This window comes from Spirosoma lacussanchae (assembly GCF_005870035.1).
GTDB classification, from domain to species: domain Bacteria; phylum Bacteroidota; class Bacteroidia; order Cytophagales; family Spirosomataceae; genus Spirosoma; species Spirosoma lacussanchae.
Genome location: NZ_SWJG01000006.1, coordinates 203,300 through 218,649 on the forward strand (window position 1 = coordinate 203,300; position 15,350 = coordinate 218,649).

Sequence of the window (15,350 nt, forward strand, 5' to 3'; positions counted from 1 at the left end):
TCTACACCCGCCCAGCGTTTCTTCTTTTCATTTTTTCTGCTTCTAGATGGTAACCCTCAAATCAGTTTTGATGCTGATGCTTTTGGGCGTCATGCTTGTTTCAGCCCCTACCGGCTGCCAGACAACCAACCGGACCGACCCGGTAGTCCCTAACCCGCCCCCCGCCCGAACGCTGGTCAGTAGTTCGCTGATTGGTGAGTATTCAGTGAGTCAGTTGCAAAGCCGGTTTTCGGGGGGGAGTGCGCTGTTCAAAGCGTTTATCGTACACGGAATAAAAGCCTATCGGCTCGAATACCAGACGACCAACACCGACGGAAAACCCATAACGGCATCGGGAGCGCTGCTGATCCCGGATGTGCAGACCGCGGCTCCGCTGTTGAGCATGCAGCACGGAACGATTCAAAACGATAGTGAAGCGCCATCCCGCTATGGATCGAGTAGTGAAGCCTATACGTTTGGATCGGTGTTTGCCTCTCAGGGTTATATCATTGCGGCTCCTGACTACATAGGCTATGGTGCCTCGAATACGGTTCCGCACCCATACGAGCACAACAAGAGTCTGGCAACGGCTTCGCTCGATATGCTGCGGGCTACCCGCGACTTCTTAGCCGATCAGAAGGTAAACTGGGACAAACGACTGTATCTGGCGGGCTATTCGGAAGGGGGGTACGCCACGCTGGCTCTGCAGAAGAAGCTGGAAGAAGAAACCGGATCAGAGTTTAATCTGGTAGCGTCCAGCTGCGGAGCGGGCGCTTACGATAAATCGTCATTCATGCGGGAGATCATCAGCAAACCGACCAGCGGAGTCGATTACATAAACCGGTTATATCTGCGGGTTTTGCTCACTTACGACCGTATCTATGGCCTTAACCGGCCCGCTAGCTATTACTTTAAAGAGCCGTACGCGTCGCGGGTAGCCGCTAGTGGCGCTAATACCAGTATCAACGTCAGCATGAATCAGGCGTTTACCGACAGCTTTAAACAGGCTATCACCAACGGTACCGACAAAGAATTCATTGCTGCCGTGCAGGACAACGATATCTACGACTGGAAGCCTCGCACCTCAACCCGGCTTTATCATGGCGATGCGGACGATACAGTGTTTTACCTGAACTCAAAGAATGCTTACGATGCTATGCAGAAGCGGGGGGCTACCGCCGTACAACTGCGCACCATGCGCGGAGCCAACCACGGCACCGGCGTCGTCGAATTCATCACCGGCACCTACGAGTTTTTCCGGAACGTTCAGTAGCTCACGAAGGCGAACGATCGGCTGTCTGGTGACCAGCTTGCCACGTTGATCGTGCCCTGACCACCCCTGAACCGGGCCAGTTCCTGAACTGGTCCGGTCTTTTTTTGTCCCAGACTTTTTACGTCGATCAACCGTAGCATAACCTCTTTGTCGGCGGGGTGCGCTGACTTCTGGTCTTCTATATAACTGATGAATACAATCCAGCGGCCATCGGGGGATGGATGTGGAAACCAGTTAGCGTAGGCATCGTCGGTGATCTGTTCGGATTGGGAGCCATCGGGCCGCATTCGCCAGATCTGCATCCGGCCGGTCCGGTACGAGTTGAAATACACATATTGGCCATCGGGCGAATATTCAGGCCCGTCGTCCAGGCCGGGGCTAGTTGTGAGCCGCGTTTCGGGACCGCCGGTGATCGGAACGGTATAGATATCGAAATCCGCCTGCCCCGTTGGCCCAACAGCCCGTTCCCCAACATAGGCGAGCGTTTTTCCATCTGGAGAGACACCATGCCAGTATGATGGGCCCAGGGGAGTAATTTGGGTTGGCTCGCCACCGCTTATGGGTACTGTATATACTCTGGAGGGCGACGGCCCCGTAGCATCGGTGCGGGTGTTGTTGCTGATGATAAGCGTTTTGCCATCGGGCGTCAGGCCATGATCGTTATTACAGGCTCTGGCGCTGCCGGTGTCGATCAGTTCTTTACGCCCATCGCTCACGGTTACCCGGTACAGGCGCCCGCGCTCGTTGATGATCAGGTACCTACCGTCGGGCGTCCAGTTGGGCGCTTCGAACCGTACGCTATCCTGCCGCACAACCCGTCGGCTTTTCGTGCCCAGGGTGTAGATCTCCAGTTTGCTCAGGACAGGCTGCTGGACCGACTGGGCCATAGCAGCTCCCACCAGCCAGGCTGAAAGGCCGATCGTTATGATAAGTTTATGCATAACGGGGTAAAGACCTCAGCAGGGTAACTCTAATCAGTTTACTGTAACAATACTGTACGGCGCCTGGTGAGGCTGGCGCGTTTGGTTACCTACCGGAAGCTGAAAACGATCGTCGTCGTGGATGATCAGCAGCTGGTTCCGGTTGAGGGGGGTGAGGTCTTCGGCTTTGTGGTTGAAGTGGAGAGGTTGACCCTGCGCATCCCGAACCAGGGTGAATGGTTTGTTGCTAAACAGATCATCGGCCGAAATACTCCAGAGGTAAGCGTCCAGTTTGGTTTTGGTTTCCAGCGATGTCAGCAGCCAGAACCGGTTCCGGGCCGGGTCGTATTCCAGGCTCGACAGGCTCAGCGGCTGCGGAAGGGCGGGTTCGGCTTTAGTGGGGTCAAAGTCGGCCACTACGCGCCAGTCGTCGGCAAGCCGGATACGATCACCATTGACTGAATACGATACGGCAACCACCTTATCGACCGGTTTAAAGGAGTCAAACGCTTTACCAGCTTCGCGAATCCCGAAAAGCAGAAACTGGCTGGTAGCTGCCAGCCCTTCGATCTTGAAGTACGGAACACCGTCGGGAAACTCCTCGGTCGCCAGCACGCGCGATAGCTTCTGCCGATACGCTACTGAGGTCCGGCTGGTATCGTCGTGGGCAAGCACCAGGGGCGTCTGCTCATTGCCCGTACGCCAGTAGAGAATCGTGTTGTAGCTGTCCCAGTCAGGGCTGCCTGCCTTAACCCGGTCAAAGGCGGTGGTGAGTAAGACAAACTTGCGGTCGGGTGTCTGGGCAAAGTCTTCATACTTTCGGCCCGCCGGGTAAGCGGGGGCCATCAGGTAAGCAGGGGCCTGTGTTGAGTCAGACAGGGTCGTGGTGGCTTTCGTAAATACCGGGCTCAGATTGCCGGGCATGTCTTTATCGTTGGCGACCAGCACCTGTTTACCATCATAGGCTACGGCCGAAGCTTCGCACCAGACTGGTTTGCCATCCAGAGAGGTACCCGGGCTGAAGCAGTTGAGCAACCCTTCGGCTGTTATGGCGGCAGAGGCAGGAGCCTGCGTGAGTGGGCGGCTTGTCTGACAGGACAGACCAAAAATCGTCAGGATCAGGAAGGTAGAAGAAATATGGTGGTTCATGGTGTAGGGAGCTTTTGTGGCGCAAACTACGATTATTCCTGCCTGAACACAAAGCCAACGCCGTGGACATTATCGATCCGGATAGTAGGAACTTCGGCGAGCCGTTTCCGCAGCCGGGAGATAAAAACGTCGAGACTGCGGCCCATGAAATAGTCATCGTCGCCCCAGACCGCGCGTAACAGTTCGTCGCGCCGAATCAGTGTATTGGGGCGTATCAGCAGGTAGGTGAGCACATCAGCCTCGCGGTGGGTGAGGGACTGCTCTTTTCCGTTTACGCACAGCGTCAGATTAGCGCGGTCGAACCGGAACGCCGGGGCCGAATCGGGTCGGGCAGGTACCGTTGCAGCCCGCTTCAGAAAAACCCGGATTTTCAGGATCAACTCCTCAATACTGAAGGGTTTGGTCAGATAGTCGTCGGCACCCAGCCGGAGTCCTTCTAAGCGGCTGTCTTTGTCGCCCAGCGCACTGAGAAACAGAATAGGAATTTGTGTATTCAGTGCCCTGATCTGCCGCGCCAGGGTGAAGCCGTCGCTCTGGGGGAGCATGACATCGAGCAGACACAGATCAAACGAACCAGCCTGAAAAGCAGCCCAGGCATCGGAACCGTTGGTGCAGTGGGTAATGGCAAAGGGGACCATCGAAAGGGTATCCTTTACGACGAAGCCCAGGTTGACATCGTCTTCGACAAATAAAATGCGGGCGGGTGTCAAGGCTGCGGCAGGGAAAGGGGAGCGGAGGTTGGGGCCGGGCGGCTGGTCGAATGGCTGCGGGTTCCTGCCCGTTCGCAGATGGTAAACGAGCTGCCCTGTCCCGGCGAACTGCTAAGCGACAGCTGCCAGCGATGAGCCCGTACTACCTGCTGCACATAATACAACCCAAGGCCAAACCCGGTAGCTGTGGGCGTGTGACCGGTCGGCACCCTGAAAAACTGGTGGAATACCGCTTTGTGGTAAACCGGATCTATGCCGATCCCCGTATCGCTCACCGACCAGACCAGCCGACCCTTATCAATATGCGTATGGAGCACAACCGCGGGGGTAGGCTGACTGTACTTGATGGCATTGTCGATCAGATTGGTCAATGCCGTTTCGAGGTGGTACGGATCGGCCCATACCCGCCCCTCGGCCGCCCTAAGGTCGAGCGTAACATAGGGAGCGAAGGTGCTGGCGGCTGCGCGCATCAGGGCATGCAGATCAACATCAGAACAGGTAAGACGGAAGCCGGTTTGGTTGGTACGGGCTAGCCGAAGCACATTGCTCACCTGCTTCTGCAACCGGAGACTTTCTTCCATCACGATACGGGCGTATTGTTTCAGCCGCGCCGGTTGATCGATGATCAGGTCGGACTGTAGCACATCGGCTGCTATCCGGATGGTCGAGACGGGGGTTTGCAACTCGTGGGTGATGTTATGGATGAAATCACGCTGCACTTCTGTCAGCCGCCGTTGCCGCAGTACAACGATCAGCGTATACCCAAAGAAGAGCACGACCAGCAGCACCACCAGGGTTGACCACAGCCAGCCACTCAGCTGGCCGGCCACAAACAAGGACTGATTCGGAAAGCGGATGCCGAAGTAGTAGGTATAACGGGGAAAGGTAGGCAGCACCCGCGAAGACTGACCGGCTTTGCCGTTGGTGCTGACATAGGCGCCATATACCATCCGGTCTGTTTCGCAGTCGTAGATCCCATACTCGTAATCCGTTATCAGGTTGTGTTGCTGCAGGGATCGTTGAATAAGAGTTTCGAGAGTGACCGGGTCAATGGGGGCGTCGGTATTGACAATAAAGTAATCGGCCGACAACTGCGTAACGGCGTACCGGTTCAGGGTAAACTGGTTGAGCCGGGCTACTTCATCGGCTACATCCTGCAGGGCAATAAACGCCGACTGCCGGAACTGCCGCTCCCGCAGGGTGTAGGCACTGCGCACCCAGACCGCCTGCATGATCAGGATGCCAATGATGCTCAAGACAGACAGGACAACAAGCAGTCGAAGCCGATTCATCGGATAAGGGGCAGACGCGGATAAAGGGATAAGGTTACCAGGCAAATATATCGATTCGTGAGGCTGTCGCCAATCCATTAACAACTCATTAACACCTGTTAGGAAGGGCTTAACAGGAAGACCGAAAGACCTGATATAGGTTTGCATCGTCGCTCGGGTGAGCGGCTTTGCATCTATCACTTAATCACATTTGCCAATGAAACGCGTACTGTTTGTAGTAGGGCTACTAACCCTGACGGCTTCTGTAGCCATGGTTAGCCGGGCTGCTCTGTTCAACTGGGTCAAAACGGCCCACGACTTCGGGCGTATCGAACAGGGCAAGCCCGTAACGGCTGAATTTCGGTTTACCAACCAGGGCGAATTACCGCTGCTGATTAGCCAGGCGAAAGGGTCCTGTGGCTGTACCGGGGTAGAGTTTCCCAAAGCGGCCGTTATGCCGGGAGCCTCGGGGGTAATTAAAGCGACTTTTAACGCAGCAACCGTAGGTCAGTTCAGCAAAAGCGTCTTTGTCGAGTCGAATGCCGAAGGCGGAACCATGACGCTGTACGTAAAAGGTGAAGTGCTGAAGGCGGCACCGTAAAAGCCGGAACGCGCGGACCGAACAAAGAATCAGCCTCCGTTGGCTTGTCTCCTGTTCAGTCCGCGCGTTCCGGTGTGGCAGCCGTCAGGCTGTTAATACTTCATTTCGCCCCGGTCTTTCTCAACGGCTGTCCGGCCTTCTTTCATCCAGACAGGCTCGGGTGCGTCTTTGAGATAATAGTCGAAGAACTGGTACATCCGGATGCTCAGATCCTTGGCGTTGTGGCGCTGGGTCAGGTTATGGCCTTCGCCGTTATACACCACCATCCAGACGGGTTTGCTGAGTCGGCGCAGGGCCGTAAAGAATTCGATGCCCTGCTGCCAGGGAACCGCCCCGTCGGCGTCGTTATGCATCAGCATGAGCGGAGTCTGAATCCGGTTGGCATAGAAAAGGGGTGAATTTTCGAGGTAGTTCATGGGCTTATCCCAGAGGGTACCGCCAATCCGACTCTGGGTCTTCTCGTACTGGAACTGCCGTACAACCCCCGTTTCGCCCCGTATACCGCCATAAGCGGAGGTCATGTTAGCCACCGCAGCACCGGCCATGGCCGCCCGGAACAGATTGGTGCGCGTAATGATATAGGCCGTCTGGTAGCCCCCCCAGCTTTGCCCTTGAATACCCAGCCGGTCGCGGTCTACAAAACCCCGGTCCAGCAGACTCAGCACCCCGGGAACGATACAGTCATACGCGTTCGGACCCGGCTGGCCGGTCGTATAAACGATGTCGGGCACAAAAACCAGGTAGCCGTTCGATACGCAGTAGGGTATGTTGATGGTTGAGCGGCTGGGCGAAGGAACCCGGTAGTCGTTCAGGGTTTCGGCGTTACGTTCGTAGAAATACGTCAGCATCGGGTATTTCTGTTTCGGGTCGAAGCCTTCCGGTTTGAACAGCAGCCCTTCCAGCCTAACTCCGTTTGTACCCAGCCAGCTGACCAGTTCTACGCTACCCCAGCGGATGCTGTCCTGCTGTGGGTTGGTGCGGGTAAGCTGAGCCGGTGTGGTAAAGGTGGTATCGGTCCTGTACAGATTGATCGGCTCCTGAAAGTTACCCCGGTAATACGTCATGGTTGGGGCTTTTTTGGCTTTCGACAGCCCGAAATACCGGTGCGGGCTATGGGCCAGCACCCGAATGGTTACCGATCCGGATGCAGGCGGTGTAGCCTGCAGAACGCCATTTTGCTTGTCACTTTCCCAGATACCGGTCAGCCATACCGTTTCTTTGGGATCGATGGCTTTCTCATCGGGGTCTGTATCGGCCCGGCGCAACCGGACTTTGTTGGTCCGGCCCCAGCCGTTGGTCAACGGGCGGGGCTTCTCGCGGCCGGTAGGGTCTATCTGCCAGATGTCGTACCGGTCATACAGCCATACGTAGCGGTCGTTGGTGGTCCAGCCCGCCGAGCCGTACGAACCAGGGAGGCTGGGCGTATCGTGCTCTTCGTCGAAAAATTTGCTGGGTAAACCGCGGGTGAGGTCGATCCGTTTGCCATCGGCCACCGACCAGGCCCGCCAGAGCGAATCACGCTCATCGAACCAGTAGGCATAGTTACCACCTGGCGACAGTCGGGGTTGGGAGGCCATAACGTCGTTGGCAATCCGCTTTTTGTCGCCGGTCTGGGTGTCAATCAGGTACAGGTCTGTATGTCCGGGGTCCCAGGACGACTGAACCTGGTAGGGGAGGTCGCTCAGACCGAGCAGATAGCGGGTGTTTACTTTAGGGTCGAACGTAACGGTAGGCACTTCCCGGCTGGCCAGCAGCGTCACCCGCGCCGGACCGGCAGGAGTCAGCTCCGCTACCGTCAGGAAACCCCGCTCTTTTTCTTCCTTGAGTCTTTTTTGCTGCATGGGCTGCAGGCGGCTATCGGTCCAGCTCCAGACGTCCATCCGAACTTTCTCATCGTCGGGGGTGAGGGTATCTTTGGTCGGTTTGGGCGCAATGGGGGAGGTCGAAAAATACAGCCGGCTCCCGTCATCCGAGAACTTTGGTTCGCGGTACTCATTCACCGACCACCGGGCCGGTAGGGCTTTGGTCAGGGTGTCGGCCAGTACGCGGTAGGGCACGTCGGCAGGAGCTGGTTTAGCGCGTTTCCCTTTCGCTACCGGGGTCGGCGCCAGGTTCTTGTAGTAGAGCGAAAACACCCGCACGTCGGCACCAGCGCTGTCGGCAGAGGCCATCCAGGCCAGCTGCTTACCGGTTTTGTCTACGGTCAGTCCTTTGTACAGCTTGCGCTGTGAACTGCTGTCAACCAGCATGGTTTGCCCGTTCGTGGTGTTGATCATGAACACCCCCGGCGTAAGGGTTGCGCCTGCTTTGAGCGAATCGGTAGCGGACTCACGGCTGTAAAAAATGGTCTGGCCATTATCCGACATAACCACGTTGGATACGTAGCGTACCGTTTTACGGGTTCCGTCCGCCATGTTGAACAGCACCAGGTCGTCTCCCTTGGGCTTTTTGGCCGGGCCGCGCCGGGTCGCTACCGTGGTGGTTGAGACGGGCGTAGTTGGGGTCAGCGTGTCTTTACGGGGCGTAGCGCGGGCTTCGGCTACCAGCTTCGGAGCATTGCCGTCCTGCAGGATGGCCAGCCACGACCCAGCGTCCTTACCGAACATGAACGACTTTACGTTCGGGAGTCGGGTCGATTCGCCGGTCGCCAGATTAAGCACCAACAGGCTATCCTTGGGCATGTCGTCAGCCTTTTTCTTTTTCAGCTTGGCTTTCCGGGTATCAGCCAGCGGGACTTTCAGCCGCATAACCAGATACTTGCTGTCGGGGGTAAACTGAGCCATGTAGCCCCGGGAAAAGGCGTAGGCTGGCTTGGCTACTACCTGAGCCGGTGCGGTAGTTTTCGCCCCGGCCGTCGCGTCTGTCCGGCTAACCTGCAACACGCCATCGCCTTCCTGCGGATCGATCTGATAGGCCACCCAGCGGCCATCGTTACTGAGTTTTTCTGCTCGTACACTTTGCCATCGGTCGTAATCGCTGGCCTTGAGCGGTCGCTTAGGAGACTGTGCCCGGAGCGGGAGAGCCGCTGCCAGACAAAGAAAAGCCGTAATAATTCGGTTCATGTTTTCAGGTTGCTAGAAAGAAAAAACGAATATAACGGATATAGGAAAATATGTACTACTTTATATCTGTATTAACTCGGCTAAACCAACGCCTGAGTCGGCGGCACCGTAATATACCCATATTTTATTTGGGTGTGTGCTGTGGGCCGGCCACTGAATCCAGCCGTTCGAAAAGACAACATTGGGGAAGAATCCTTCCTGCTCCCAGGGCAGATCAGGCGTAAGCAGGGGAACCGCCGAGCGATCCAGCACCTGGGTGGGGTCGTCCTTGTCCAGCAGCGCCAGCGCCAGGGCGTAAGCATGGGTGTCGTCGGCGCCGTGATAACAGACCAGCCAGCCCTCATCAGTCAAGATCGGCTCCGGACCGGCTCCAATCTTGGCACCTTCCCAGGCAAAACGGGCGTCGGCCAGGCCCCGGCCTCCAAACAGGAACCGGTGATTTCCCCAGTTGACCCCATCCTCTGATTCGGCCATCCAGACCGAGGGCTTGCCTATTTCCGATACCATCGGGCGGTGGAGCATCACATACTTACCGTTGATTTGTTTCGGAAACAGGGCCACGTCCTTGTTGGGGGGCGGCAGAATCAGGCCAAGCCGTTCTACGGTTGTAAAATCGGTAGTACGGGCCAGTCCGACGGCGGGTCCGTGCTCCGAAACGGCCGTGTAGGTGATCCAGTACTGATTGTCCAGAAACGTAATTCGGGCATCTTCAATGCCGAACGATTCGTCCATGCGGGCCGGAAACAAAAACGGTTTATCGTCGATATCGAAATGAATCCCGTCGCGGCTCCGGGCTAGCCGCAGGTGGCTGAGCGACGTCAGATACTGCTTGCCATCGATGGTCACCACGCGGGGGTCATAATCTCCTTCGGGTTCTTTAACGTGTTTGACGGTCAGGGTTGGAATGCCATCCTTTTCTTCGATGAGTGGTATGGCCAGGTACCCTTCCCGCGCATGGGGGGCTTCGGCCACCCGCAGGAGCATGATCACTTCATCGCCCAGCAAACAGGTAGCCGGATTAAACGCGCCGAGAACGTCAAAGCCATCAATAGCGGGTTTTACATCAATTGTTTGTAAAATTGGCTGATCGAAGAGCCGTTTGAGCTGGTAGTTTTTCATTCGAAAATATAAAGTAACGAGCCAGTAAGAAGACGCAGCCGGGCCAAAAGCTAACGTTGCGTCCTAACTCGTTCGCTAATTACGGAGGATGCGCTGCTATTTCGGGGCCATTTGGTCAAATACTTTTTGTGTCAGTAAAACCTTCCGGCAAAGAGTCGCGTTAAGGCTACTGCAAACCCCATTGACAACCCGCATATCTTTACAATCATGTTACACCATCCCAGTTTTGAACAGGACGACGTACTGATGTTAAATCCCGATCCAGAAACGGCCGCTTTGGATGACGACGATGACGATTTCGACGGAGGAGCCGAATTTGATGAGTTAGGTTCCGGTGCCACCAGTGGCTATGGCGAAGACGACCTCGAAGACATCGATGAGGACTTCGACGACGACGATCTTAGCGAAGAACTGGATGATGACATTGACGACGATCTCGACGATGACAGTATGGAATAGGGAATCACTCAGAGCACGCTAACTACTCAACACATATGAACCCACAGGAATCACTACAGGACTCAGAAGAAAACCGCGAGGCAGCGGGCAACAGCGGTCCCGACAACACCGCTCCCGATAGCGAAACGCAGTCTGGCGCTGCCAGTGCTGCTGGCGGACGTACCTCCGAAGAAGGCTCCCGGGCCACAAGCGATCCTGCTGAAGGTCGGGACGAGTAAGTGACATTGAACAGCCGTAGGTAGCGCAACCCTGTCGGGCAGGTGCTGCCTACGGCTTGCTTAACACCGCCAGTAAGGTCTGGCATTTCATTTCCGTTTCCTGCCACTCGCGTTCCGGCACCGAATCTTCGGTCAGGCCGGCTCCGGCAATTAGTGTAGCCACGCGACCTTCCAGCTTCATACAGCGGATATGCACGAACAGATCCGTGGCCGGTTGTTCTTCCGTCGAACCGATATTGACCGGTCCCAGAAAACCAGCGTAAAACTCGCGGTCGTGGGTTTCGTGGCGCCGGATAAAGTTAAAGGCCCGATCGCGCGGCATGCCACACACGGCCGAGGTCGGATGAAGTAACCGCAGCATGACAGTGCCCAGCTGGGGGTAATGCACCGCCTGCGTATCGACGGTAAACTGGGTACCCAGGTGCATCAGATTACCGGCTATAATGGTCTTTGGCCCCTCTTCCAGGTATTCGCGCAGTCGAATTTTCTTAAAGCATTCGATAATATACCGGCTTACCAGCGCCTGTTCCTCAATTTCTTTCTGCGACCACATGGCTTCTGCCGGTCGTTTAGGTACGCCGTTGGCATCGGTTGCTGACTGGGTTCCCGCCAGCGAGAGGGTTCTGAACAGGCCGTCGGCGTTCTGGCTAACCAGTCGTTCGGGGGTAGCGCTCATCCAGATCTGTCCATGTTCGGGTAACGACACGGCCGAGATAAAGGCGGTTGGGTAGGTGTCGCACAGGGTATCGAACAGAGCCACCGCGTCGGGGGTATCTGAAAACTCGACGCGCTTCGTTCGGGACAGCACTACTTTTCTGAATTCGCCCCGCTGCATGGCCTCAACAGCCTGAGCTACGCGATGTACGTAGTCTGACTGCGCGTTAGGATCGGGGAGGTCGGTCAGCGACAGCGAAGCCGGGCGCTTTGCCGTCGGCTGTTCAGCTACTGCCTGCCAGAACCGGTTTACGGCCGGAGCGGTGCCAGTCTCCACAATTTTGCTCCCCTGCTCACCAAACGTTGCGTGGATGTCGGCGCGCAGGAACAGCGTGCGGGCGGGGCTATCGGGACCAAAGTCGAGGTTGTCGAAGGGGCTAATGGCAAATCCGGCGGGTAATTCCTCCAGATCGACCGATACGCGCGGTAATACGGTATCCAGCGAAACGATCAGGTGCTTGTCGGCCCGGTTGGGGAGCCGCCAGAGCGCAGCAGGATACCCGAGCGAGAGAGCCGTTTGCCACAGATCAGTGGTCGTGGGCTGACTGGTAAGCCAGGATTTTTCAGAAAGTACGGTGTTGATGAGCGGATCAGGTTGCATAGTCAACAGCCGACCGGGCAAAAGATCGGCTGTATAGGTAACAGTTTGTAGACATGATTTGTGCGTAACCCGAACAATAAGTTGACAGGTACGGCCGCTAGGGGGTAATAATGGCTATAGTTAACCGACTGACGCAGACCGTTCGTCCCTGCTCGTCTGTGATGCGGATGTCCCAGACATGCGTCGAGCGTCCGACGTGAATGGGTGTACACCGACCGTAAACCCAGCCCTCGCGCACGGAGCGGATGTGGTTGGCATTTACTTCTACGCCCACAGCCCGCTGGGTGGCAGGATCATCCAGCATCATAAAGGAGGCCGTACTGCCCATCGACTCCGCCAGCACGACCGAGGCTCCGCCGTGCAGGATGCCGAAGGGCTGATGGGTGCGGGCATCTACCGGCATCCGGGCCAGCAAATAGCCTTCGCCGGCTTCTGTAAACTCAATACCAAGATGTTTAACAATAGAGTCGGCGTGGGCAAAGGAAAGGTTACTCAGGTCGAAACCAGCTTTCATAATGCATTGGTTTATTCTTAATTTTGTAGTTGAATACAACTTAAGACAAAGCTAAGGGCTTGCAGCAAAAAACCATTTATTTAATTCGCCACGGCGAAACGGACTACAACCGACGGGGCGTAGTTCAGGGCAGTGGTGTCGACTCGGACCTCAACGACATGGGTCGGGCGCAGGCGATGGCCTTTTTTCAGGCGTATCAGCACGTACCTTTCGACAAAATTTATATCTCCGCGCTGAAGCGTACGTACCAAACGGTTGAGTCGTTTATCGAACTGGGTCTGCCCTACGAAAAGCTACCGGGTCTGAACGAGATCAGCTGGGGCGTTATGGAAGGCCGGGTGCCGGGTAACATCGAAAACGAGTACTACAGCGCCCTCATCACGGCCTGGGCGTCGGGTAATACTGCCCTGCCGACCGATGGCGGAGAAAGCCCCGACCAGGTGGTGGTTCGGCAGCGGGTGGCTATAGAAGCCATTCTGTCGCATCCGGACGAGAGCACGGTGCTGGTGGCCATGCACGGTCGGGCTATGCGTATCCTGCTTTGCTGGCTTACCAATCAGCCGCTGGCCCATATGGATCAGTTCGAGCACAGTAATCTCTGCCTCTACAAACTTCAGTATAACTACGAGACCGCTGCGTTCACGATCGAACAGGCCAATGATACGGCGCATCTGCTGACGCTGGCTCTGGCGCATTAAGCCTGTTAGCTGATTCCGGTAGTACCAGCGTACGCGCCAGTAATCCGCTAATAGCCCCTTTGGTAATGGGTAGCTGGGTAGAGATGCCTTCTTTCTCGTACATTCGCTTATAGTCCGGTAGTGGACGCGACTGACGCATGGGTTTTCCGAAACAGAAAATATATTGGTTTTGTCAGTTATTCGGCTGGACGCTGCTGATTCTGGTCGAATACCTGGCCTACGTGCTTGAAGACGGGTTCGATGCGGATACGCTATACCTGGCCGTTGCCAATATTTTTTTGGGCATCACCCTAACGCATCTGTACCGACTCATGATTCGGCGCTGGAACTGGGTACGTCTGCCGTTCGTGCAGCTGGCGCCCCGGGTGCTGCTGTCGGTCTTTGTGCTGGCCCTGATCATGACTATGGTCAACATGCCGTTCGACCAGATTATTATTCCCGATAAGCTGATCGATGAGCCCTGGCCCGTTATCGGCTATATACTGAGCTGGGGCAAGGCCATGCTGGCGTGGGTACTGAGTTATACGGTTTACCATTATGTAGAGCAGACCCGCAACGCCGAAATCGAGAAAATTCTGCTGAAAACAAGCATCCGCGAAACGGAGGCCAAAGTGCTGCGCTCGCAGTTGAACCCTCATTTTGTATTTAACGCGCTCAACAGCATCCGGGCGCTGGTTTATGAAAATCCGGACAAAGCCCAGCAGGGTATCACCCAGCTTTCCAACCTACTCCGCAACTCATTACTGGCCGACCGCCGAAAAACGGTAGAACTCCGCGAGGAGATGAAAACCGTAGAAGACTACCTGGCGCTCGAAAAAGTGCGCTACGAAGACCGGCTGCGCTCCCGCATCGAGCTGGATGGCCGAACACTATTCTGGCAGGTGCCGCCTATGATGTTACAGACGCTGGTCGAGAACGCTATCAAACACGGGGTATCTCAGGCAGTAGGGGGCGGCTTCGTATCGGTTAGCTCTACCATTAAGGCGGATAAACTTCATATCACGATCCGTAACACCGGCGTCCTGGGCGACCGAACGGCGTCGGGCGGATTTGGGCTGGCCAATACCGCACAACGACTCGAACTCCTCTACGGACCCGAAGCCTCGTTTGAAATTGATCAGGAAGACGATGACCCCAACGAGGGCCCGGTCGTTTGTGCGCATATCAGCATTCCCGCCCAGTCGGAGGGGCTATTCCGGCGAGCCGCTACCGCCAAAATGATGAGCGGAGAGTGAGACGGGCTGCCCGTAGGCCTATTTATCATGTGACGTCATATATCTATTCCCCATGAAGACCCTCATTATCGATGACGAGCGCCTGGCTCGTAACGAACTTCGTCGACTGCTTGACAACTTTCCTAAAATTCAGGTCATCGGCGAGGCCGCTGACGCCAATGAAGCATTACCCATGATCGAAGAACTCGAGCCCGATTTGCTGTTTCTCGATATTCAGATGCCTGGTAAAAACGGATTTGAACTACTTCAGTCGATTGAAGGAAAAACGCCGGAGGTTATTTTTACCACTGCCTACGACGAGTATGCTATCAAAGCGTTTGAGTTCAATGCGCTTGACTACCTGCTTAAACCCGTTGAACTGGCCCGCTTGTCCGATGCCATCAACCGCATAGAAGAAGAGCAGCACACCACCGACTCAACCGGCACAACCCCGGCAACCGGTTCACCCTCCAAGGTACTGGGCGAAAATGATCAGGTGTTTGTGAAGGATGGCGAAAAGTGCTGGTTCGTAAAGCTGGGAAAGGTACGCCTGTTCGAGTCGATGGGTAACTACGTCCGACTGTACTTTGACGATCAGAAACCGCTGGTTTTGAAGTCGCTCAATGCACTCGAAGATCGGCTAAACCCGAGCACGTTCTTTCGGGCCAACCGGAAACACATCATCAATCTGCAGTGGATCGAAAAGATAGAACCGTGGTTCAGCGGTGGGTTGCTGGTGACCCTGCGCGGGGGCGATAAAATTGAAATCAGCCGGCGTCAGGCTATTCGGTTCAAAGATTTGCTAAGTTTGTAGAGGGAGAGCCGATTTGTTCAATACATGTACTATA

The 15,350-nt window shown here is 55.7% G+C and carries 15 protein-coding genes; 7 read left to right on the forward strand and 8 right to left on the reverse strand.

Annotated features, from left to right (window positions below):
- Positions 1-91 precede the first annotated feature (91 nt).
- Positions 92-1,252, forward strand: a complete 1,161-nt coding sequence (locus FBR45_RS20370) for an alpha/beta hydrolase family protein (RefSeq protein ID WP_246082321.1) — start codon at positions 92-94, stop codon at positions 1,250-1,252.
- Here the strand turns inward: FBR45_RS20370 and FBR45_RS20375 are convergent.
- The 4 genes from FBR45_RS20375 to FBR45_RS20390 are packed head-to-tail and all read right to left on the reverse strand — an operon-like array spanning position 1,246 to position 5,323.
- Complete coding sequence (locus tag FBR45_RS20375; RefSeq protein ID WP_138505737.1) at positions 1,246-2,193, reverse strand: TolB family protein; 948 nt, start codon at positions 2,191-2,193, stop codon at positions 1,246-1,248. The genes FBR45_RS20370 and FBR45_RS20375 overlap by 7 nt on opposite strands.
- Positions 2,194-2,226: 33 nt before the next feature.
- Positions 2,227-3,321, reverse strand: a complete 1,095-nt coding sequence (locus FBR45_RS20380) for a hypothetical protein (RefSeq protein ID WP_138505739.1) — start codon at positions 3,319-3,321, stop codon at positions 2,227-2,229.
- Between the two features lie 32 nt (positions 3,322-3,353).
- Positions 3,354-4,031 carry a response regulator transcription factor gene (locus FBR45_RS20385; protein WP_138505741.1) on the reverse strand — a complete coding sequence of 226 codons (678 nt, stop codon included), beginning with the start codon at positions 4,029-4,031 and terminating at the stop codon, positions 3,354-3,356.
- Positions 4,028-5,323, reverse strand: a complete 1,296-nt coding sequence (locus tag FBR45_RS20390; protein WP_138505743.1) for a sensor histidine kinase — start codon at positions 5,321-5,323, stop codon at positions 4,028-4,030. Before FBR45_RS20390 ends, FBR45_RS20385 begins: the two co-directional genes overlap by 4 nt.
- Before the next feature lie 196 nt (positions 5,324-5,519).
- On the opposite strand from FBR45_RS20390, the gene FBR45_RS20395 reads away from it, so the two are divergent.
- A complete protein-coding gene (locus FBR45_RS20395) occupies positions 5,520-5,903 on the forward strand; it encodes a DUF1573 domain-containing protein (protein ID WP_138505745.1) in 384 nt (127 codons plus the stop codon).
- Positions 5,904-5,995: 92 nt separating this feature from the next.
- Here FBR45_RS20395 and FBR45_RS20400 read toward each other — a convergent pair whose 3' ends face one another.
- The gene (locus tag FBR45_RS20400; RefSeq protein WP_138505747.1) at positions 5,996-8,965 is read right to left on the reverse strand and encodes a S9 family peptidase; all 2,970 of its coding nucleotides are present in this window, start codon (positions 8,963-8,965) and stop codon (positions 5,996-5,998) included.
- Between the two features lie 60 nt (positions 8,966-9,025).
- Complete coding sequence (locus FBR45_RS20405; RefSeq protein WP_138505749.1) at positions 9,026-10,084, reverse strand: glycoside hydrolase family 130 protein; 1,059 nt, start codon at positions 10,082-10,084, stop codon at positions 9,026-9,028.
- A gap of 207 nt (positions 10,085-10,291) precedes the next feature.
- Between FBR45_RS20405 and FBR45_RS20410 the strand changes: the two genes are divergently transcribed.
- Together FBR45_RS20410 and FBR45_RS20415 are read left to right on the forward strand one after the other, a co-directional pair.
- Positions 10,292-10,543, forward strand: coding sequence for an adhesin (locus FBR45_RS20410; RefSeq protein ID WP_138505751.1), 252 nt, complete (start codon positions 10,292-10,294; stop codon positions 10,541-10,543).
- 35 nt (positions 10,544-10,578) lie between these two features.
- On the forward strand, positions 10,579-10,761 hold the full coding sequence (locus FBR45_RS20415) for a hypothetical protein (RefSeq protein WP_138505753.1): 183 nt from the start codon (positions 10,579-10,581) through the stop codon (positions 10,759-10,761).
- Between the two features lie 49 nt (positions 10,762-10,810).
- Here the strand turns inward: FBR45_RS20415 and FBR45_RS20420 are convergent, their stop codons facing one another.
- Both FBR45_RS20420 and FBR45_RS20425 read right to left on the reverse strand, forming a co-directional pair.
- A complete protein-coding gene (locus tag FBR45_RS20420; protein ID WP_138505755.1) occupies positions 10,811-12,076 on the reverse strand; it encodes a chorismate-binding protein in 1,266 nt (421 codons plus the stop codon).
- A gap of 97 nt (positions 12,077-12,173) precedes the next feature.
- On the reverse strand, positions 12,174-12,590 hold the full coding sequence (locus FBR45_RS20425) for a hotdog fold thioesterase (RefSeq protein WP_077922733.1): 417 nt from the start codon (positions 12,588-12,590) through the stop codon (positions 12,174-12,176).
- 59 nt (positions 12,591-12,649) lie between these two features.
- Between FBR45_RS20425 and FBR45_RS20430 the strand changes: the two genes are divergently transcribed.
- From FBR45_RS20430 to FBR45_RS20440, 3 genes are all read left to right on the forward strand, one after another.
- Positions 12,650-13,288: a histidine phosphatase family protein gene (locus FBR45_RS20430; protein ID WP_077922734.1), complete on the forward strand. Its 639-nt coding sequence runs from the start codon at positions 12,650-12,652 to the stop codon at positions 13,286-13,288.
- Positions 13,289-13,425: 137 nt separating this feature from the next.
- Positions 13,426-14,523, forward strand: a complete 1,098-nt coding sequence (locus tag FBR45_RS20435; RefSeq protein WP_138505757.1) for a sensor histidine kinase — start codon at positions 13,426-13,428, stop codon at positions 14,521-14,523.
- Positions 14,524-14,575: 52 nt separating this feature from the next.
- Positions 14,576-15,316, forward strand: coding sequence for a LytR/AlgR family response regulator transcription factor (locus FBR45_RS20440; protein ID WP_138505759.1), 741 nt, complete (start codon positions 14,576-14,578; stop codon positions 15,314-15,316).
- Positions 15,317-15,350: the final 34 nt, after the last annotated feature.